We start from the raw sequence: 20,053 nt of genomic DNA on the forward strand, positions 1-20,053 counted from the left end.
ACAAAGCCGTTCTTCAGTCTATTACAGGCACTTTCAGGAACGTTTATAATCGCTCTGACAAGCCGGAAACCACGGCGAAAGGACGCAGATTCATTATGGCTCACTTACATCTATTAGCAGAAAGAATTTCCCGCCTCAGCAGCGCGCTGGAGAAAGGCCTTTTTGAGCGCAGCCATGCGATCAGGCTCTGTTTGCTCGCCGCCCTGAGCGGCGAAAGCGTATTCCTGCTGGGTCCACCGGGCATCGCCAAAAGCCTGATTGCCCGCCGCCTGAAATTCGCCTTCAAAAATGCCCGCGCCTTTGAATATTTAATGACCCGTTTCTCTACACCGGAAGAGGTCTTCGGCCCACTTTCCATTCAGGCGCTGAAAGATGAAGGGCGCTATGAGCGTCTCACAAGCGGCTATTTACCGGAAGCGGAAATCGTCTTTCTGGATGAAATCTGGAAAGCAGGCCCGGCGATCCTCAACACTCTGCTGACCGCCATTAACGAACGCCGTTTCCGTAACGGTGCCAGTGAAGATCATATTCCGATGCGCTTGCTGGTGGCGGCCTCTAACGAACTACCGGAAGCGGACAGCAGCCTGGAAGCGCTCTATGACCGCATGCTGATTCGTCTCTGGCTCGACAAAGTGCAGGAGAAGAGCAACTTCCGCTCGATGCTAATCAGCCAGCAGAGTGAGAGTGAAAACCCGGTACCGGCGGAGCTGCAAATCACCGACGAAGAGTACGTTCGCTGGCAGCATGACATTTCGCAGGTGGCGCTTCCGGAACCGGTGTTTGAGCTGATTTACACCCTGCGCCAGCAGCTGGATACCCTGCCGAACGCGCCTTATGTTTCCGACCGGCGCTGGAAAAAAGCGATTCGCCTGTTGCAGGCCAGCGCCCTGTTCAGCGGCCGCGACGCGGTGGCCCCCATCGACCTGATCCTGCTGAAAGATTGCCTGTGGCACGACGCGGAAAGCCTGCGCCTGCTGCAACAGCAGCTTGACGTTTTGATGACCGGGCACGCCTGGCAGCAGCAAGCGATGGTGACGCAGTTGAGTGCGATAGCCCAGCGACACCTGCAACTTCAGCAGCAGCAAAGCGATAAAACCGCCCTCAGAGTGGAACGTCAGGGCGGCATGTTCAGCCGTCGTCCCCATTACGAACTTCCTGCGGATCTGACCGAGCCGGTACTGACGCTTCTGCTACAGCAACCGCTGAAACTGCACGATCTTAACGTTATCCACATTACCCTTGAGCGCAGTGCGCTGGAGCAGTGGCTGACGAAAGGGGGTGAGATCCGCGGCAAACTTAACGGCATTGGCTTTGCCCAGCCGCTCAATATGGAAGTGGATGCCAGCCAGCACCTGCTGGTGCGCGATGTCAGTTTGCAGAGCTCGCGCCTGGCGCTGCCGGGTACAGCGTCAGAGAACGTGCCGGATGAGATCAGGCAACAACTGGAGGCGCTGGACACCACCTGGCACCAGCAGCACACCCGTTTTAGCGAACAGCAGAAGTGTCTGTTTATCTCCAGCGACTGGTTGGGTCGCATTGAAGCCAGCCTGCAGGATGTCAGAGCGCAGATCCAACAGGCGCGTCAATGATCCCACTCGATACGCTCAATGTGATGCTGACCATCAGCGAAGAGGCGTTGATAGAGGATCTTATTATCCTCTTACTGGCCTCGCCGCAGCTGGCGATCTTTTTTGAAAAGTTTCCCAAGCTCAAGCATGCCATTACGGAAGATTTGCCGCGCTGGCGCGAAACGCTAAAAAAGCACCTTAAAGAGGCGGAAGTACCCAAAACGCTGGCGGAAGAGGTGCTGGCCTTTCAGCAAAGCCAGCTGCTCTCCACCTCGCAGTTTACCGTTCAGCTGCCGCAAACCCTGGCGCTGCTTGATAAGGTGCAATCCCCTTTCGCGGCACAGGCTCGCCAGATGGTCAGCGATAACCCGGCCTTCACTCCGGCACTGCATACGCTCTTTCTTCAGCGCTGGCGTCTGAGCCTGGTGGTGCAGACCACCGCCTTTAACCAGCAACTGCTGGAGGAGGAGCGCGAACAGTTGCTGAGTGAGGTGCAGGCGCGCATGACCCTCAGCGGCCAGCTTGAACCGGTGTTGATTGAAAATGAGAACGCGGCCGGCAGGTTGTGGGATATGAGCGCCGGGCAGCTAAAACGGGGTGATTACCAGTTGATCGTCAAATATGGTGATTTCCTCAAAGAGCAGCCCGAACTCCAGCAGTTGGCAGAACAGCTGGGCCGTTCGCGGGAGGCGCGTTCGGTACCGCGTAAAGACGCTCCGATGGAGACCTTCCGCAGCCTGGTGCGCGAGCCGTCGACGGTGCCGGAGCAGGTCGATGGCCTGCATCAAAGCGACGATATTCTGCGCCTGCTGCCGCCTGAGCTGGCGACTCTCGGCATTACCGAGCTGGAGTATGAGTTTTACCGGCGGCTGGTGGAGAAGCAGTTGCTGACCTACCGGCTTCACGGCGATGCCTGGCACGAAAAGATCACTGAGCGTCCGGTTATTCATCAGGATTTTGATGAGCAGCCGCGCGGGCCGTTTATTGTCTGCGTCGACACCTCCGGTTCCATGGGCGGCTTCAACGAACAGTGCGCGAAAGCCTTCTGCCTGGCGTTGATGCGCGTGGCGCTGGCGGACAAACGGCGCTGCTTTATTATGCTCTTCTCCAGCGAAGTGGTGCGTTATGAACTGACCTGCGATAGCGGGCTGGAGCAGGCGATCCGCTTTCTGAGCCAGCGCTTTCGCGGCGGTACCGATCTGGCGAGCTGCTTTCGGGCGGTGATTGAGCGGATGCAGGGCGGCGAGTGGTATGACGCCGATGCGGTGGTGATCTCTGACTTTATCGCCCAGCGGCTGCCGGACGAGGTGATCGGTAAGGTAAAGGAGCTACAACGGCTGCATCAACACCGCTTTCACGCGGTGGCGATGTCAGCCCACGGTAAACCCGGCATCATGCGCATCTTTGACCATATCTGGCGCTTTGATACCGGGATGCGCAGCCGCTTGCTGCGCCGCTGGCGGCGTTAAAGCAGGCCGGCAATCTCGTCGCGCACGGCGGCGGGCCATACGCCGCACTGCACCTGGCCGATGTGCGAGAGTTGTAACAGCAGCATGGTGAGGCGCGACTGACCAATGCCGCCGCCGATGGTTTGCGGCATCTCACCGCGCAGCAGCGCCTGGTGCCAGTCGAGTTGCAGCCTCTCTTCATCGCCGGTCAGTTTCAGCTGGCGCTTCAGTGCTTCAGCGTCAACGCGGATCCCCATAGATGAAAGCTCCAGCGCATCCTCCAGCACCGGGTTCCACACCAGGATATCGCCGTTGAGGCCGCTGAAACCGGCTTCGACTGACGTGCTCCAGTCATCATAATCCGGCGCGCGAACATCGTGACGCTTGCCGTCGCTAAGCTTGCCGCCAATACCCATCAGAAAGACAGCGCCCAACTCTTTGGCGATCGCTTTTTCGCGCCCTTTCGCATCTAAGTGCGGGAAGCGGCTGAGCAGCGTTTCGCTGTGCACGAAGTGGATCTGTTCTGGCAGGAACGGTGCCAGACCAAACTCTTCGCTAACCGCGGCTTCGGTCGCTTTGATCCCGGACCAGATCGCCTCAACGGTCGATTTCAGGGTCGCCAGCTGGCGCTGACCATCCCCCAGTACGCGCTCCCAGTCCCACTGATCCACATACACGGAGTGAATGGGCGAGAGGCGATCTTCATCGGGGCGCAGGGCTTTCATATGGGTGTAAAGCCCCTCACCCGCGCTGAAATCGTGTTGCCCCAGCGTCTGACGTTTCCACTTTGCCAGCGAGTGCACCACTTCAAAGCGGGCATCCGGCAGCGTCTTCACATTGACCTGTACCGCTTTCTCGCAACCCGACAGGTTATCCTGCGTGCCATCCCCTACCCGGCTGAGGATCGGTGCCTGCACTTCAATCAGGCCCAGTTTCTCTTCCAGCTGGCGAGAGAAGAAGGATTTCACGAAGGCAATCTGGCGTTGCTTTGCGATGTAGGCGGTTTTCATTTTTTTAACTCCTGTCTGCGTAGGCTTGCAATTAAGCAACAGAAACAGGCGTCAGTTCAATAATCCACAATTAAAAAGGCCAACAGGCTTTTGAATCGATAAAATAGCCGGTTAAAATAGAATGAATCATTAATCTACATAAGAAAAACGTATGGAAAATTATCAGATCGACAATCTGGATCGCGGCATCCTCGAAGCGTTAATGGCCAATGCCCGTACGGCGTATGCTGAACTGGCGAAGCAGTTCGGCGTAAGCCCAGGCACCATTCATGTGCGGGTAGAGAAGATGAAGCAGGCGGGCATTATCACCGGCGCGCGCATCGACGTCAGCCCGAAGCAACTCGGTTACGACGTCTGCTGCTTTATCGGCATCATTTTGAAGAGCGCTAAAGATTACCCCTCAGCACTGGCAAAACTGGAGAGCCTCGAAGAGGTGACCGAAGCCTACTACACCACCGGACACTACAGCATCTTTATTAAAGTGATGTGCCGCTCGATCGACGCGCTGCAACAGGTACTTATCAACAAGATCCAGACTATTGATGAGATCCAGTCCACCGAGACATTGATCTCGTTGCAAAACCCCATCATGCGCACGATCCGCCCGTAACCGGGCGTTTTCATCCACGATCAATACCCGCATTGTCCACAGGTAGATCCCAGCTCATTCACAGCGTACAATACGCCCCACTTTGTCGTCGCAGGGCGATTAAAACGGAGCGGGTTCATGGCAGACATTACTCTTATTAGCGGCAGCACCCTTGGCGGTGCGGAATACGTAGCAGAACATCTGGCTGAAAAGCTGGAGGAAGCAGGGTTCAATACCTTTACGTTCCATGGGCCGTTATTAGAGGATTTGCCGCAACAGGGGCTCTGGCTGGTGGTCACTTCCACCCACGGCGCGGGCGATATCCCGGACAACCTGCTGCCAATGTATGAAGAGCTTAATGAGCTGAACCCGGATCTGTCGCAGATTCGTTTTGGTGCGATCGGTATCGGCAGCCGTGAATATGACACTTTCTGTCAGGCGATCGAAAAAATGGAAGCCGGGCTGAAGAAAAATGGTGCCAAACAGATCGGTGAAACGCTGAAGATCAACATCCTCGATCACGATATTCCGGAGGATCCGGCCGAAGAGTGGCTGGGATCCTGGATTAAATTGCTCAATATTGTGTAAAGATCGTGCGATCAGCAGTGGATAACTAGGCTTAAAAGCGCTTATTAACCGGTAGTTATCCAATGAATAACTCTGCTCCCCGATCCGCCCTGTGTATAACTAGCCCTTTTGATCCCAGCTTATACGTTGCAGGATCACCGATCATTCACAGTTAATGATCCTTCCTAATGAACTGATCTTAAAGCGATGATCCGGCTTATCCACAAGACATCGCGATCCTAATAAGAGATCACAATAGAACAGATCTCTCTATATAAAGATCTTCTTTTTAATAGCCGGGATCCGGAGTCTTTCTCACTGGACTAAAGTTGAGTAGAATCCACGGCCCGGCCACAAATTCACTTTCTAACCGCTCAGGCGAGGCATACCACCATGTTTTATCCGGATCCTTTTGACGTCATCATCATTGGCGGGGGTCATGCAGGCACTGAGGCCGCAATGGCCGCAGCGCGTATGGGTCAGCAGACTCTGCTTTTGACACACAATATCGACACACTGGGGCAGATGAGCTGCAACCCGGCGATCGGCGGTATTGGGAAAGGACACCTGGTTAAAGAAGTGGATGCACTGGGCGGGCTGATGGCGAAAGCGATCGATCATGCCGGGATCCAGTTTAGGATACTAAACGCAAGCAAAGGCCCTGCCGTTCGGGCGACCCGTGCTCAGGCGGATCGCGTACTCTATCGCCAGGCGGTACGCACTGCGCTGGAGAACCAGCCGAACCTGATGATCTTCCAGCAGGCAGTTGAGGATCTGATCGTCGAAAACGATCAAGTGGTGGGTGCCGTGACCCAGATGGGGCTGAAGTTCCGCGCGAAAGCGGTGGTACTGACCGTCGGCACCTTCCTGGATGGCAAGATCCATATCGGTCTGGATAACTACAGCGGTGGCCGCGCAGGCGATCCGCCGTCGATCCCGCTCTCCCGCCGTCTGCGTGAACTGCCGCTGCGCGTCAGCCGTCTGAAAACCGGTACGCCGCCGCGAATTGATGCGCGCACCATCGATTTCAGCGTGCTGGCACAGCAGCACGGCGACGATCCGATGCCGGTCTTCTCGTTTATGGGCAATGCCGCTCAGCATCCGCGTCAGGTGCCGTGCTATATCACGCACACCAACGAAAAGACCCATGAGGTGATCCGCAATAACCTCGATCGCAGCCCGATGTATGCCGGCGTGATCGAAGGGATCGGCCCGCGCTACTGCCCGTCGATCGAAGATAAAGTGATGCGCTTTGCCGATCGCAACCAGCATCAGATCTTCCTTGAGCCGGAAGGACTTACCTCTAACGAAATTTACCCGAACGGCATCTCTACCAGCCTGCCGTTCGATGTGCAGATGCAAATCGTCCGCTCGATGCAGGGGATGGAAAACGCGAAGATTGTTCGTCCGGGCTACGCCATTGAGTATGACTTCTTCGACCCGCGCGATCTGAAACCGACGCTCGAGAGCAAATATATCAACGGTCTCTTCTTCGCTGGCCAGATCAACGGCACCACCGGTTACGAAGAAGCTGCCGCGCAGGGTCTGCTGGCAGGTCTGAACGCCGGGCGCTACTCGGCGGATAAAGAGGGCTGGGCACCGCGTCGCGATCAGGCTTACCTGGGCGTACTGGTGGACGATCTCTGCACGCTGGGCACCAAAGAGCCCTACCGCATGTTTACCTCCCGCGCGGAGTATCGCCTGATGCTGCGCGAAGATAACGCCGATCTGCGTCTGACCGAAGCCGGTCGCGAGCTGGGTCTGGTGGATGATGAGCGCTGGGCGCGCTTCAACGAGAAACTGGAAAGCATTGAGCGCGAACGCCAGCGCCTAAAATCCCAGTGGGTGTCACCGGCTTCTGAACATGCGCCGATCGTTAACGCACAGCTGACCGCGCCGTTGTCGCGCGAAGCCAGCGGTGAAGATCTGCTGCGTCGCCCTGAGATGACCTACGAGCAGCTGGTGCAGCTGACGCCGTTCGCACCGGGCTTAGAAGATAAGCAGGCTGCGGAACAGGTTGAAATCCAGGTGAAGTATGAAGGCTACATTGCCCGTCAGCAGGATGAGATCGAGAAGCAGCAGCGCAATGAGAATACGATCCTGCCGGCGACCCTCGATTACCGCCAGGTAAATGGCCTGTCGAACGAGGTGATCGCGAAGCTTAACGATCACAAGCCCTCTTCCATCGGCCAGGCCTCGCGGATCTCGGGTATTACGCCAGCGGCGATCTCGATTCTGCTGGTGTGGCTGAAGAAGCAAGGGATGCTGCGCCGCAGCGCATAACCGTATCACTCAGGCCCGCACGCCGGGCCTGATAACGCTAAAAGGCGGATAAGCATCACGCTATCCGCCATTTCGTCTCTCAACAGGTATTCGTTGTGCTCAATAAACTCTCTCGTCTGCTGGCCGAAGCCGGCATTTCGCTGTCCGATCAGCAACAACAGCAGCTGGTGGCGTACGTTGAAATGCTGCACAAGTGGAACAAAGCCTACAACCTCACCTCGGTTCGCGACCCGAACGAGATGCTGGTGCGCCATATCCTCGACAGCATCGTCGTCGCGCCGCATCTGCAGGGAACGCGTTTTATCGATGTCGGCACCGGCCCCGGCCTGCCGGGAATTCCGCTCTCCATTGTGCGTCCGGAATCCCACTTCACGCTGCTCGACAGCCTTGGCAAGCGCGTTCGCTTCCTGCGCCAGGTGCAGCATGAACTGAAGCTGACCAATATCGAGCCGGTGCAGAGCCGCGTCGAGGACTTCCCCGCCGAGCCGCCTTTTGACGGTGTAATCAGCCGCGCTTTTGCCTCTCTGAACGATATGGTGAGCTGGTGCCACCACCTTCCGGGCGACGCGGGTCGCTTTTATGCCCTGAAAGGACAATTGCCGGAAGATGAGATTGCGCTGTTACCTGCGGGCTTAGCCGTGGAGTCGATTGTTGAATTAAAGGTTCCGCACCTGGAAGGCGAGCGCCATCTGGTTATCGTTAAAGCAAACAAAGTTTAATTTTTATCAAAAAATGTTGCATTGATGCTGTTGCATGAATGTTAAAAAAGGCGACGAAAAAGAGTGATACTTCCGGTTACATTTAACTTAAATTTAACCAGGATTTATCTGACATTTAACGTCGCTTTTTTTCATTCAGTATCAGAATAATCAACAATGAAAATATCAGGCCGCTAAAAATCGGCAGCCAAAACCAAGTCGACTTGTAAAATAATTATTAAAAATGTCAAACAAAGGTTTTTGTTGTGGAGGTGAGTGTTTTAAAAAGAGTTGTGATAAATCGGCTTTGTTTTCATAAAGATGAAAAGCATTAAAATCTGCGGGCTTTTAAAACGATGGGTGCATATATGTTTAAATTGTGACCTGGTGCACGCTTTATCGCCGGGTTTTTCGCGTTATTTGCACTTTTGCTCGAAGGTTCATCGTTTGTACAAAAGTTTAAAAATAGACCTCGGGAAAAATATTTAAACATTTATTCACCTTTTCGCTACTTATTGTTTGAAATCACGAGGCCGCACCGTATAATTTGACCGCTTTTTGATGCTTGACTCCGGGCCGTAAAGAACGTTTTATACGACACGCGACATACCTCAAAGGGAGCAGGAGTTAAGAAAGAATATGTCTGTGTCGCTCTTTAGCCGAAACGTTGCTCGCAGGCTTCTGCTTATTCAGTTTCTGGCAGTAATGGCAAGTGGATTGCTGTTTAGCCTCAAAGACCCCTTCTGGGGCATTTCCGCCGTGAGCGGAGGTATGGCAGTCTTATTGCCGAATATGTTGTTTATGATTTTTGCCTGGCGTCATCAGGCGAATACACCTTCTAAAGGCCGTGTGGCCTGGACCTTCGCCTTCGGTGAGGCGCTCAAGGTGTTACTGACATTCGTGTTACTGGTGGTGGCGCTGGCAGTTTTGAAGGCGGTGTTTTTGCCGCTGATAGTCACGTGGGTTTCGGTGCTAGTGGTTCAGATACTGGCACCTGCTGTAATTAACAACAAAGGGTAAGAGGCATCATGTCTGCAGGAGAAATTTCAACACCGCAGGAGTACATCGGTCACCATCTGAATAACCTTCAGATTGACTTGCGTACCTTCTCGCTGGTGGATCCGCATAACCCCCCGGCCACGTTCTGGACGCTCAATATCGACTCCATGTTTTTCTCGGTGGTCCTGGGTCTGTTGTTCCTGGTGATGTTCCGTAGCGTAGCGAAGAAAGCGACCAGCGGCGTACCAGGGAAATTCCAGACGGCGATCGAGCTGGTGATTGGTTTTGTTAATGGTAGCGTCAAAGACATGTACCACGGCAAAAGCAAGCTTATCGCGCCACTGGCCCTGACGATTTTCGTCTGGGTATTCCTGATGAACCTGATGGATTTGCTGCCTATCGACCTGCTGCCGTATATCGGTGAGCATGTGTTCGGTCTGCCTGCGCTGCGTGTGGTGCCGTCTGCTGACGTTAACATCACGCTCTCGATGGCACTGGGCGTGTTTATCCTGATTCTGTTCTACAGCATCAAAATGAAGGGTATTGGCGGTTTCGCTAAAGAGCTGACTCTCCAGCCGTTCAACCATCCGGTATTTATTCCGGTAAACCTTATCCTTGAGGGCGTGAGCCTGCTGTCCAAACCGGTTTCTCTCGGTCTGCGACTGTTCGGCAACATGTACGCGGGTGAGTTGATTTTCATTCTGATCGCGGGTCTTCTGCCGTGGTGGTCACAGTGGATTCTGAATGTGCCATGGGCCATTTTCCACATCCTGATCATTACGCTGCAAGCCTTTATCTTCATGGTTCTGACGATCGTCTATCTGTCGATGGCGTCTGAAGAGCACTGATTTTTAACAACACTACTACGTTTTAACTGAAACAAACTGGAGACTGTCATGGAAAACCTGAATATGGATCTGCTGTACTTGGCTGCCGCTGTGATGATGGGTCTGGCGGCGATCGGTGCTGCGATCGGTATCGGCATCCTCGGGGGTAAATTCCTGGAAGGCGCTGCGCGTCAGCCGGATCTGATTCCTCTGCTGCGTACTCAGTTCTTTATCGTTATGGGTCTGGTGGATGCAATCCCGATGATCGCTGTGGGTCTGGGTCTGTACGTGATGTTTGCTGTCGCGTAGTAAGGGTTGCTTTTCAAGCAATTGTTTAGAACGTTAACCAGATAAGAGGCATTGTGCTGTGAATCTAAACGCAACAATCCTCGGCCAGGCCATCGCGTTTGTCCTGTTCGTTCTGTTCTGCATGAAGTATGTATGGCCGCCGTTGATTGCTGCCATCGAAAAACGTCAGAAAGAGATTGCTGACGGTCTCGCTTCCGCAGAACGGGCCAAAAAGGACCTGGATCTTGCACAGGCCAATGCGACCGACCAGCTGAAAAAAGCGAAAGCTGAAGCTCAGGTTATCATTGAACAGGCGAACAAACGCCGTGCTCAGATCCTGGACGAAGCGAAAGCTGAAGCCGAGCAGGAACGTAACAAAATCGTGGCGCAGGCGCAGGCGGAAATTGACGCCGAACGTAAACGCGCTCGCGAAGAGCTGCGTAAACAAGTGGCTCTGCTGGCTGTTGCTGGCGCCGAGAAGATCATCGAGCGTTCCGTGGATGAAGCTGCTAACAGCGACATCGTGAATAAACTGGTCGCTGAACTGTAAGGAGGAGGGGCTGATGTCTGAATTTGTAACGGTAGCTCGCCCCTACGCCAAAGCAGCTTTTGACTTTGCCGTCGAAACCCAAAGCGTTGACCGCTGGCAGGATATGCTGGCGTTCGCCGCTGAGGTGACGAAAAACGAACAAATGGCCGAGCTGCTCTCCGGTGCGATTGCACCGGAAACGCTCGCCGACTCGTTTATCGCCGTATGTGGTGAGCAACTGGACGAAAAAGGCCAAAACCTGATTCGTGTGATGGCCGAAAACGGTCGTCTTAAGGTGCTCCCTGATGTTCTTGAGCAGTTCATTCAATTGCGCGCGGCCAGCGAGGCTATCGCCGAAGTCGAAGTGACTTCCGCCTCCGCACTGAGTGAAGAACAGCTTGCGAAAATCAGCACAGCGATGGAAAAACGTCTGTCACGTAAAGTGAAGCTGAATTGCAATATCGATAAGTCTGTAATGGCAGGCGTAATCATCCGAGCGGGTGATATGGTCATTGATGGCAGCGTACGCGGCCGTCTTGAGCGCCTTGCAGACGTCTTGCAGTCTTAAGGGGACTGGAGCATGCAACTGAATTCCACCGAAATCAGCGAACTGATCAAGCAGCGCATTGCTCAGTTCAGTGTTGTGAGTGAAGCTCACAACGAAGGTACTATTGTTTCTGTAAGCGACGGTGTTATCCGCATCCACGGCCTGGCCGACTGTATGCAGGGCGAGATGATTTCTCTGCCGGGTAACCGTTACGCTATCGCACTGAACCTGGAGCGCGACTCCGTAGGTGCAGTTGTGATGGGTCCGTACGCTGACCTCGCCGAAGGCATGAAGGTCAAATGTACTGGCCGTATTCTTGAAGTTCCGGTTGGCCGTGGCCTGCTGGGTCGTGTGGTGAACACCCTGGGTGCGCCAATCGACGGTAAAGGTCCGGTTGATAACGATGGCTTCTCGCCAATCGAAGTTATCGCACCGGGCGTTATCGATCGTCAGTCCGTCGACCAGCCGGTTCAGACCGGTTACAAATCCGTCGACGCAATGATCCCAATCGGTCGTGGTCAGCGTGAGCTGATCATCGGCGACCGTCAGACCGGTAAAACGGCGATGGCTATCGACGCCATCATCAACCAGCGCGACTCCGGCATCAAATGTGTGTACGTGGCCATCGGCCAGAAAGCGTCCACCATTGCTAACGTGGTTCGTAAACTGGAAGAGCACGGCGCACTGTCCAACACCATCGTTGTTGTGGCAACTGCCTCTGAATCCGCTGCACTGCAATACCTGGCGCCGTATGCCGGTTGCGCAATGGGCGAATACTTCCGTGACCGCGGTGAAGATGCGCTGATCGTATACGATGACCTGTCTAAACAGGCCGTTGCTTACCGTCAGGTTTCCCTGCTGCTCCGTCGTCCGCCAGGACGTGAAGCGTTCCCGGGCGACGTATTTTACCTCCACTCCCGTCTGCTGGAGCGCGCATCCCGCGTAAACGCGGAATACGTAGAGAACTTCACCAAAGGTGAAGTGAAAGGTAAAACCGGCTCCCTGACTGCCCTGCCGATTATCGAAACGCAGGCGGGTGACGTTTCCGCGTTCGTTCCGACCAACGTAATCTCCATTACTGATGGTCAGATCTTCCTGGAAACCAACCTGTTTAACTCCGGTATTCGTCCGGCGGTTAACCCGGGTATCTCCGTATCCCGTGTGGGTGGTGCAGCGCAGACCAAGATCATTAAGAAACTGTCCGGTGGTATCCGTACCGCACTGGCACAGTATCGTGAGCTGGCGGCGTTCTCTCAGTTCGCATCCGATCTGGACGAAGCAACCCGTAAACAGCTGAGCCACGGTCAGAAAGTGACCGAGCTGCTGAAACAGAAACAGTATGCCCCTATGTCTGTTGCACAGCAGGGCCTGGTGCTGTTCGCGGCTGAACGCGGTTACCTCGAAGATGTGGAACTGGCGAAAATCGGTAGCTTCGAAGCCGCTCTGCTGGCGTACGTTGACCGTGAACACGCTCCGCTGATGCAAGAGATCAACCAGTCCGGTGGCTATAACGACGAAATCGAAGGCAAGCTGAAAGGCATCCTCGATTCCTTCAAAGCAACCCAGTCCTGGTAACGTCTGGCGGCCTGTCTTAGGGCAGGCCGTAAGGCATTGAGGAGAAGCTCATGGCCGGCGCAAAAGAGATACGTAGTAAGATCGCAAGCGTCCAGAACACGCAAAAGATCACTAAAGCGATGGAGATGGTCGCCGCTTCCAAAATGCGTAAATCGCAGGATCGCATGGCGTCCAGCCGTCCTTATGCAGATACCATGCGCAAAGTGATTGGTCACCTTGCGAACGGTAATCTGGAATATAAGCACCCCTACCTGGAAGAGCGCGATGTAAAACGCGTGGGCTACCTGGTAGTGTCGACCGACCGTGGTCTGTGCGGTGGCTTGAACATTAACCTGTTCAAAAAACTGCTGGCGGATATGAAAGCATGGTCCGATAAAGGCGTTCAGAGCGAACTCGCGATGATCGGCTCTAAAGGCGTCTCTTTCTTCAATTCTGTTGGTGGCAACGTGGTAGCTCAGGTGACCGGTATGGGTGATAACCCGTCCCTGTCAGAACTGATCGGCCCGGTGAAAGTCATGCTGCAGGCTTACGACGAAGGTCGTCTGGATAAGCTTTATATTGTTAGCAATAAATTTATCAACACCATGTCTCAGGTTCCGACCATCACTCAGCTGCTGCCGTTACCGGCTGCAGAAGATGAAGAGTTGAAGCATAAATCCTGGGATTACCTGTATGAACCCGATCCAAAAGCGCTGCTGGATACGCTCCTGCGCCGTTATGTTGAATCTCAGGTTTATCAGGGTGTTGTTGAAAACCTGGCCAGCGAGCAGGCCGCACGTATGGTGGCGATGAAAGCCGCGACCGACAATGGCGGCAGCCTGATTAAAGAGCTGCAGTTGGTATACAACAAAGCTCGTCAGGCCAGCATTACTCAGGAACTCACCGAGATCGTCGGTGGTGCATCCGCGGTATAACCAGGTTAATTCGTAGAGGATTCATGATGGCTACTGGAAAAATTGTCCAGGTAATCGGCGCCGTGGTTGACGTCGAATTCCCTCAGGATGCCGTACCGCGCGTGTACGATGCTCTTGAGGTTCAGAATGGTAACGAGACGCTGGTGCTGGAAGTTCAGCAGCAGCTCGGCGGCGGTATCGTACGTACCATCGCCATGGGTTCTTCCGACGGTCTGCGTCGTGGTCTGCAAGTAACAGACCTCCAGCACCCGATCGAAGTCCCGGTAGGTAAAGCAACACTGGGTCGTATCATGAACGTGCTCGGTCAGCCGATCGACATGAAAGGCGACATCGGTGAAGAAGAGCGTTGGGCTATCCACCGTTCTGCGCCGTCCTATGAAGAGCTCTCCAGCTCTCAGGAACTGCTGGAAACCGGCATCAAAGTAATCGACCTGATGTGTCCGTTCGCCAAGGGCGGTAAAGTCGGTCTGTTCGGTGGTGCTGGTGTAGGTAAAACCGTAAACATGATGGAGCTGATCCGTAACATCGCGATTGAGCACTCCGGTTACTCTGTGTTTGCGGGCGTGGGTGAACGTACTCGTGAGGGTAACGACTTCTACCACGAAATGACCGACTCCAACGTACTGGATAAAGTATCCCTGGTGTACGGCCAGATGAACGAGCCGCCGGGAAACCGTCTGCGCGTTGCACTGACCGGCCTGACCATGGCTGAGAAGTTCCGTGACGAAGGTCGTGACGTTCTGCTGTTCGTCGACAACATCTACCGTTATACCCTCGCCGGTACTGAAGTATCCGCTCTGCTGGGCCGTATGCCTTCAGCGGTAGGTTACCAGCCGACGCTGGCGGAAGAGATGGGTGTTCTGCAGGAACGTATCACCTCTACCAAAACCGGTTCTATCACCTCCGTTCAGGCGGTATACGTACCGGCGGATGACTTGACTGACCCGTCTCCGGCAACCACCTTTGCGCACCTTGACGCAACCGTGGTACTGAGCCGTCAGATCGCTTCTCTGGGTATCTACCCGGCCGTTGACCCGCTGGATTCCACCAGCCGTCAGCTGGATCCGCTGGTAGTTGGCCAGGAGCACTACGACACCGCGCGTGGCGTACAGTCTCTGCTGCAGCGTTATCAGGAACTGAAAGACATCATCGCCATCCTCGGTATGGATGAGCTGTCTGAAGAAGACAAACTGGTGGTTGCTCGCGCTCGTAAGATCCAGCGCTTCCTCTCCCAGCCGTTCTTCGTTGCGGAAGTATTCACCGGTTCTCCGGGTAAATACGTCTCCCTGAAAGACACCATCCGTGGCTTTAAAGGCATCATGGAAGGCGAATACGATCACCTGCCGGAGCAGGCGTTCTACATGGTCGGTTCCATCGACGAAGCCGTGGAAAAAGCCAAAAAACTTTAACGCCTTAATCGGAGGGTGATATGGCAATGACTTACCACCTGGATGTCGTCAGCGCAGAGCAACAGATGTTCTCTGGTCTGGTCGAGAAAATCCAGGTAACGGGCAGTGAAGGTGAACTGGGTGTTTTCCCGGGTCACGCACCGCTGCTCACCGCCATTAAGCCTGGTATGATCCGCATCGTTAAACAGTTCGGTCATGAAGAGTTTATCTACCTGTCCGGCGGCATTCTCGAAGTGCAGCCTGGCAGCGTGACCGTTCTGGCTGATACAGCAATTCGTGGCCAGGATCTCGACGAAGCGCGAGCTCTGGAAGCGAAGCGTAAAGCAGAAGAGCACATCAAAGGCTCTCACGGTGACGTGGATTACGCTCAGGCGTCTGCAGAGCTGGCGAAAGCTATCGCGAAACTGCGTGTTATCGAGTTGACGAAGAAAGCGATGTAACACCGGCTTGAACGTTAAAAAGCCAGCCTGGTCTCCAGGCTGGCTTTTTTTATGGCTGCGTTTCAGGAAAAATGAAACTAAAAAGGTGTTTTAATATTTTGTGATAAATGTCACAAAAATGTTGAGCGATTTAACAGCGAGGCGTAGACTCCTTTTCTGTGATGTTCATCACATAACCAAATCCAAAAAGGAAGCCATCATGAAACTGATCAACAAAATCATCGCTATGTTCAGCAACATGAACGTCTCTTTCGGCACGTTCAATCACTGATTGCTGTGATGCCGTGTGGCGCTGCGCTGACTCCGCCTGGAGAAGCGAGCGCCATCGGGCTATCACTTCAGCGCCGCCTCCACTGCCGCGCTCTCCAGCTCCTTCCCTTCGCTGTTCACGCTTTTTCCCTGCCTGATAAAGTAGTTAGTGTTATCAATATTCCCGATCACCGCATCGTCATAGCGACCCGGCGTGCTGCGCACCGATTTGTTGCCGCGAAACACCCCCTGCGTTGAAGCGTCGCCATACGGGCTGGGTCGGAAGATAAAATTGAAGCGCTGGTTATCAGCCGCAATATTGTTCTCTACCACCAGCCTGCCTGGGTTGAAGTTATCGGTAAACCCATCCAGATGGTTACCCACCGCTTTACTGTTACGGATCTGATGCGCCACCGGCTGCCCTTCCCCGCCAAGCTTAAAGCCGTTACTGGTATTGTTGCGGGCAATTGAATTCTCGATCACCACTACCCCATTGGCACCATCTTCAATCTTGTTAAACAGGTCAAAACCGTCATCAATATTGTCATGGGCGTAGCAGCGGATCAGCCGGTTCCCCTCCCCTACGCGCATTTTTACCGCAAAGCCGTCGGCGTTAATCTTGCCCGCATCTTCATTGCCCCAGGACTCTGAATCGACCACCCGGTTATCGCTGGCCCACAGCGCGCGGCCAATTTTCTCCGGGGAGGAGATCTGAATGCCGGTATCGTCGTTACGCCAGGCGACTACCTTTTCAATCAGGTTATGGCTGCCCTGGATGCGCAGGCTCTTCTCCGTCACCTCAATCCCTTTGATCCGCCAGTAGCTGGCATCAAGCAGCAGGCCATGGATCACCACTTTACCCTCCGCTTCCAGCGTTTTGCGCTGTTTGAGCAGGCCGCTCGCCGTCAGCGGAATTTCGGTATAGGGGTAATCGCCAGCTTGTAGCACGATTTTACCGCCCGGCGGCAACAAGCGGATTGCCGTGGCGATATCCAGCGGTGCGGCGGCAGTGCCGGCGCCCTCAGCCGTACCCTGCGGCGAAACATGCAGCGTCAGCGCTACCGGATCGATTTTCTCAACCTGGATCTGTTGAACCACGGGTTTACCTTCCGCTTTTGGGGTGAAGGTGAGCGCAAAAGTGGTGTTTTGCTTCAGTCGCGTCGGCAGGGTGTACATCTCGCCCGCTTTTATCGGTTTCTCATTACCGATCACCACTTCATTCTCCCGCACGCTGAAGCTGCCATCGTAGTTGGCCCGCGCCTGGAGCAGGTATTTCTCACTGCCGCTTTGCGCGGGTGAGGCGGTTTGCACCACCACCGGCAACGCGGGCGGCTGCCAGGGCGCAGAAGCAACCGTGTGGGCTTCTGAGGTGGTTAACGAAGCATCGGTAACGGTGATTTTCGCGTTACGCGAGGCGAAGAAACCAACGTAATAGAATGCTTTGTCCTGTACCGCAATGAGATCGGCGCGTGGCATCGGCTGGCTGACCCATTGCTCGCTCCCGGCGGGCGCCCAGCTGCTGACAAAGCCGTTATCAGTACGCTCAAGCTTAAGTCGGAAAGCCGGTGTTTTGCGCAGATCCACCTCTTCCCGATAGCTGGTTTTGACAATCGCCGCGCCGGCGTTGCCCCACGGCTGCGTGACGCCTTCCCGGCTGATAGCCTGCATTTTGACGCGGAAATTATCCTTTTTGTCCTGCGTCATAATGGCGTTCATCACCATATTGGAAGCGGCAGGAAACTCTTCATACCCCTCTTGCAGCGGCTGCTGGCGCGCGGGACCGATCACATCGCGCACCAGCAAGCCCGCGCCCTCTTGTGCCGCAGGCTTTGCGCCATTTTCCGGGCCAAACTGATCGACGGTGACGGTCGCTTGCAGCGTAAAATTTTTGCTGACCGGCAGCTTTGTATAGAAGAAGGTGAGGCCATCATGGGTGTTGGCAATTTTGCCGCCGCGGCTCTCAAGGGTGATGGGTTTCGACAGATCGGCGATTGCTTCGGTTGTCAGCTTTTTACCCGCAATCGTCACATCATTGACGCCAATCTTTCCGGCAAGCACGTTTGAGGAGAAATTGAGGTCGGTCGACTGGCCGAAAGCTACAGCTTTCCACTCTGCCGTGGGTTCAGCAAAGGCTGGGGCGCAGACAAGAGAACTGCATATCGCGAGGGCCAGAGGTATTTTATAATTCATTTTATTCTCCTGATGGATAATTGCCGTTGATTATCATCAATATGAAACGTTGTTTCTTTTTTATAGCTCACACTCTTTGCTTAATAAAACGTCGTTTTGTTTTGTGCGATCTTTATTCAGGATGAAAAATAACGGCTAACTCATTGTATAAATGAGCAGCAGTGAAAAATGGAGCGACTTTCCGCCGGTAAAGTGCTTTACTTTGCCCGCAAAAGGCGCGCTACAGCGCTCTTTAAATGGAATATTGCGCGTTTCACCAGCACTCCATTTCATGCTACAAAATATGTAGTATTTTCAATATGAAAGAGGTTAACTTCTTTCCCAAATAATAGTCAGGACGAATATGTTGAACTCAAAAATGAGCGTGGTGATCCTTGCAGCTGGCAAAGGCACACGCATGTATTCCGATCTTCCCAAAGTGCTGCATACTCTTGCAGGTAAAGCGATGGTGCAGCATGTCATTGATGCTGCTACGAAATTGGGTGCGGATCATGTTCATCTCGTATACGGCCACGGTGGCGAACTGCTTAAACAGCGCCTCGTAGACGACAAACTTAACTGGGTGCTGCAAGCGGAACAGCTCGGCACCGGTCACGCCATGCAGCAGGCGGCGCCCTTCTTTGCTGACGATGAAGATATTTTAATGCTCTACGGCGATGTGCCGCTGATCTCCGTCGAGACGCTCGAGCGCCTGCGTGAAGCCAAACCGCAGGGCGGCATTGGGCTGCTTACCGTCAAACTCGACGATCCGACCGGTTATGGCCGCATTACCCGTGAAAACGGCGTGGTCACCGGCATCGTTGAGCAGAAAGATGCCACTGAAGCCCAGCGGCAGATTAATGAAATCAACACCGGCATTCTGATCGCCAACGGCGCGGATCTGAAGCGCTGGCTCGCTAAGCTGACCAATAATAATGCGCAGGGTGAATACTACATCACGGACATTATCAGCCTGGCTTATCACGAAGGGCGTGAAATTGCCGCCGTTCATCCGCAGCGCTTAAGCGAAGTGGAAGGGGTGAATAACCGCCTGCAACTTTCGCGTCTCGAGCGTGCGTACCAGGCTGAACAGGCAGAAAAACTGCTGCTGGCAGGCGTGATGCTGCGCGATCCGGCGCGTTTCGATCTGCGCGGCACACTCTCTCATGGCCGCGATGTTGAGATCGACACCAACGTCATCATTGAAGGCAACGTTACGCTGGGTAATCGCGTGAAGATTGGCGCAGGCGTGATCCTGAAGAACTGCGTGATTGGCGATGATTGCGAGATCAGCCCCTACAGCGTGGTGGAAGATGCCCGCCTCGAAGCGGATTGCACCATCGGGCCGTTTGCCCGTTTACGTCCGGGCGCAGAGCTGCTGGCCGGCGCGCACGTCGGCAACTTCGTCGAGATGAAAAAAGCGCGTCTCGGCAAAGGTTCAAAAGCGGGTCACCTGACTTACCTCGGCGACGCGGAGATTGGCGACAACGTCAATGTCGGCGCAGGGGTGATTACCTGCAACTACGACGGTGCCAATAAATTCAAAACCATCATTGGTGATGATGTGTTTGTCGGCTCCGATACGCAGCTGGTGGCACCAGTCACGGTCGCCAAAGGCGCGACCATCGCCGCTGGTACCACCGTTACCCGCGATATCGCCGAAAACGAGCTGGTATTAAGCCGTGTGCCGCAGGTGCACAAGCAGGGCTGGCAACGCCCGGTGAAAAAGAAGTAAAGCAATAAGACCGGATATGCCCAGCGCTATCCGGCATAGATTCAGGGATGAGAGGAAGATAATCCTCCGCCCGCAAGGCAGTACCTATAACAATAACCCCACTCTCTACAAGGCTCGGGGCGTCCGCAAAGCGGACACGTACACGGAATGATTCGCGGCACCGCACAACGGTGGCCCGATCGCGACGTGTAAACAGGTTGACCGACAAC

18 protein-coding genes are annotated in these 20,053 nt (G+C 54.4%); 16 read left to right on the plus strand and 2 right to left on the minus strand.

What is annotated here, in order from left to right; all coding sequences use genetic code 11:
* Positions 1-95: 95 nt before the first annotated feature.
* A complete protein-coding gene (ravA, locus tag EH164_RS22225; RefSeq protein ID WP_124971052.1) occupies positions 96-1,589 on the plus strand; it encodes an ATPase RavA in 1,494 nt (497 codons plus the stop codon).
* Positions 1,586-3,037 carry an ATPase RavA stimulator ViaA gene (gene viaA, locus EH164_RS22230; RefSeq protein ID WP_124971055.1) on the plus strand — a complete coding sequence of 484 codons (1,452 nt, stop codon included), beginning with the start codon at positions 1,586-1,588 and terminating at the stop codon, positions 3,035-3,037. The genes ravA and viaA overlap by 4 nt, the downstream gene beginning before the upstream one ends.
* Here viaA and asnA read toward each other — a convergent pair.
* Positions 3,034-4,026, minus strand: coding sequence for an aspartate--ammonia ligase (gene asnA, locus EH164_RS22235; RefSeq protein ID WP_124971058.1), 993 nt, complete (start codon positions 4,024-4,026; stop codon positions 3,034-3,036). The two genes, viaA and asnA, sit on opposite strands and share 4 nt — an antisense overlap.
* Before the next feature lie 151 nt (positions 4,027-4,177).
* Here asnA and asnC point away from each other — a divergent pair, with 151 nt between their 5' ends.
* The 13 genes from asnC to EH164_RS22300 all read left to right on the plus strand — a co-directional run bounded on the left by asnC (position 4,178) and on the right by EH164_RS22300 (position 15,691).
* Entirely contained in the window at positions 4,178-4,636 is a 459-nt protein-coding gene (gene asnC / locus EH164_RS22240) for a transcriptional regulator AsnC (RefSeq protein WP_039054911.1), read from the plus strand.
* Positions 4,637-4,753: 117 nt separating this feature from the next.
* Positions 4,754-5,203, plus strand: coding sequence for an FMN-binding protein MioC (gene mioC, locus EH164_RS22245; protein WP_124971061.1), 450 nt, complete (start codon positions 4,754-4,756; stop codon positions 5,201-5,203).
* Between the two features lie 372 nt (positions 5,204-5,575).
* On the plus strand, positions 5,576-7,465 hold the full coding sequence (gene mnmG / locus EH164_RS22250) for a tRNA uridine-5-carboxymethylaminomethyl(34) synthesis enzyme MnmG (RefSeq protein WP_094422635.1): 1,890 nt from the start codon (positions 5,576-5,578) through the stop codon (positions 7,463-7,465).
* Positions 7,466-7,560: 95 nt separating this feature from the next.
* Positions 7,561-8,184: a 16S rRNA (guanine(527)-N(7))-methyltransferase RsmG gene (rsmG, locus tag EH164_RS22255; RefSeq protein ID WP_042717098.1), complete on the plus strand. Its 624-nt coding sequence runs from the start codon at positions 7,561-7,563 to the stop codon at positions 8,182-8,184.
* A gap of 618 nt (positions 8,185-8,802) precedes the next feature.
* Positions 8,803-9,183 carry a F0F1 ATP synthase subunit I gene (gene atpI / locus EH164_RS22260; protein WP_124971064.1) on the plus strand — a complete coding sequence of 127 codons (381 nt, stop codon included), beginning with the start codon at positions 8,803-8,805 and terminating at the stop codon, positions 9,181-9,183.
* 8 nt (positions 9,184-9,191) lie between these two features.
* Positions 9,192-10,010 carry a F0F1 ATP synthase subunit A gene (gene atpB / locus EH164_RS22265; protein WP_076769280.1) on the plus strand — a complete coding sequence of 273 codons (819 nt, stop codon included), beginning with the start codon at positions 9,192-9,194 and terminating at the stop codon, positions 10,008-10,010.
* A gap of 48 nt (positions 10,011-10,058) precedes the next feature.
* Positions 10,059-10,298, plus strand: a complete 240-nt coding sequence (gene atpE / locus EH164_RS22270) for a F0F1 ATP synthase subunit C (protein WP_007369368.1) — start codon at positions 10,059-10,061, stop codon at positions 10,296-10,298.
* A 58-nt stretch (positions 10,299-10,356) separates the two neighbouring features.
* Positions 10,357-10,827, plus strand: coding sequence for a F0F1 ATP synthase subunit B (gene atpF / locus EH164_RS22275; RefSeq protein ID WP_042714832.1), 471 nt, complete (start codon positions 10,357-10,359; stop codon positions 10,825-10,827).
* 13 nt (positions 10,828-10,840) lie between these two features.
* Positions 10,841-11,374 carry a F0F1 ATP synthase subunit delta gene (gene atpH, locus EH164_RS22280; protein WP_042714834.1) on the plus strand — a complete coding sequence of 178 codons (534 nt, stop codon included), beginning with the start codon at positions 10,841-10,843 and terminating at the stop codon, positions 11,372-11,374.
* Positions 11,375-11,386: 12 nt separating this feature from the next.
* Positions 11,387-12,928 carry a F0F1 ATP synthase subunit alpha gene (gene atpA / locus EH164_RS22285; RefSeq protein WP_042714836.1) on the plus strand — a complete coding sequence of 514 codons (1,542 nt, stop codon included), beginning with the start codon at positions 11,387-11,389 and terminating at the stop codon, positions 12,926-12,928.
* 50 nt (positions 12,929-12,978) lie between these two features.
* Positions 12,979-13,842: a F0F1 ATP synthase subunit gamma gene (gene atpG / locus EH164_RS22290; protein ID WP_124971067.1), complete on the plus strand. Its 864-nt coding sequence runs from the start codon at positions 12,979-12,981 to the stop codon at positions 13,840-13,842.
* Positions 13,843-13,868: 26 nt separating this feature from the next.
* Entirely contained in the window at positions 13,869-15,251 is a 1,383-nt protein-coding gene (atpD, locus tag EH164_RS22295; RefSeq protein WP_124971070.1) for a F0F1 ATP synthase subunit beta, read from the plus strand.
* Positions 15,252-15,271: 20 nt separating this feature from the next.
* On the plus strand, positions 15,272-15,691 hold the full coding sequence (locus tag EH164_RS22300) for a F0F1 ATP synthase subunit epsilon (RefSeq protein ID WP_042714842.1): 420 nt from the start codon (positions 15,272-15,274) through the stop codon (positions 15,689-15,691).
* Positions 15,692-16,024: 333 nt separating this feature from the next.
* Here the strand turns inward: EH164_RS22300 and EH164_RS22305 are convergent, their stop codons facing one another.
* Positions 16,025-18,130: a right-handed parallel beta-helix repeat-containing protein gene (locus EH164_RS22305; protein ID WP_124971073.1), complete on the minus strand. Its 2,106-nt coding sequence runs from the start codon at positions 18,128-18,130 to the stop codon at positions 16,025-16,027.
* Positions 18,131-18,473: 343 nt separating this feature from the next.
* Between EH164_RS22305 and glmU the strand changes: the two genes are divergently transcribed.
* Entirely contained in the window at positions 18,474-19,844 is a 1,371-nt protein-coding gene (gene glmU, locus EH164_RS22310) for a bifunctional UDP-N-acetylglucosamine diphosphorylase/glucosamine-1-phosphate N-acetyltransferase GlmU (protein ID WP_124971076.1), read from the plus strand.
* Positions 19,845-20,053 lie beyond the last annotated feature (209 nt).

It is taken from the genome of Kosakonia sp. CCTCC M2018092 (assembly GCF_003864115.1).
Lineage (GTDB): Bacteria > Pseudomonadota > Gammaproteobacteria > Enterobacterales > Enterobacteriaceae > Kosakonia > Kosakonia cowanii.

Coding starts and splice junctions, on each gene's coding strand:
- ravA (WP_124971052.1), top strand. CDS start 96: ATGGCTCACTTACATCTATTAGCAGAAAGAATTTCCCGCCTCAGCAGC.
- viaA (WP_124971055.1), top strand. CDS start 1,586: ATGATCCCACTCGATACGCTCAATGTGATGCTGACCATCAGCGAAGAG.
- asnA (WP_124971058.1), bottom strand. CDS start 4,026: ATGAAAACCGCCTACATCGCAAAGCAACGCCAGATTGCCTTCGTGAAA.
- asnC (WP_039054911.1), top strand. CDS start 4,178: ATGGAAAATTATCAGATCGACAATCTGGATCGCGGCATCCTCGAAGCG.
- mioC (WP_124971061.1), top strand. CDS start 4,754: ATGGCAGACATTACTCTTATTAGCGGCAGCACCCTTGGCGGTGCGGAA.
- mnmG (WP_094422635.1), top strand. CDS start 5,576: ATGTTTTATCCGGATCCTTTTGACGTCATCATCATTGGCGGGGGTCAT.
- atpI (WP_124971064.1), top strand. CDS start 8,803: ATGTCTGTGTCGCTCTTTAGCCGAAACGTTGCTCGCAGGCTTCTGCTT.
- atpB (WP_076769280.1), top strand. CDS start 9,192: ATGTCTGCAGGAGAAATTTCAACACCGCAGGAGTACATCGGTCACCAT.
- atpE (WP_007369368.1), top strand. CDS start 10,059: ATGGAAAACCTGAATATGGATCTGCTGTACTTGGCTGCCGCTGTGATG.
- atpH (WP_042714834.1), top strand. CDS start 10,841: ATGTCTGAATTTGTAACGGTAGCTCGCCCCTACGCCAAAGCAGCTTTT.
- atpA (WP_042714836.1), top strand. CDS start 11,387: ATGCAACTGAATTCCACCGAAATCAGCGAACTGATCAAGCAGCGCATT.
- atpG (WP_124971067.1), top strand. CDS start 12,979: ATGGCCGGCGCAAAAGAGATACGTAGTAAGATCGCAAGCGTCCAGAAC.
- atpD (WP_124971070.1), top strand. CDS start 13,869: ATGGCTACTGGAAAAATTGTCCAGGTAATCGGCGCCGTGGTTGACGTC.
- EH164_RS22300 (WP_042714842.1), top strand. CDS start 15,272: ATGGCAATGACTTACCACCTGGATGTCGTCAGCGCAGAGCAACAGATG.
- EH164_RS22305 (WP_124971073.1), bottom strand. CDS start 18,130: ATGAATTATAAAATACCTCTGGCCCTCGCGATATGCAGTTCTCTTGTC.
- glmU (WP_124971076.1), top strand. CDS start 18,474: ATGTTGAACTCAAAAATGAGCGTGGTGATCCTTGCAGCTGGCAAAGGC.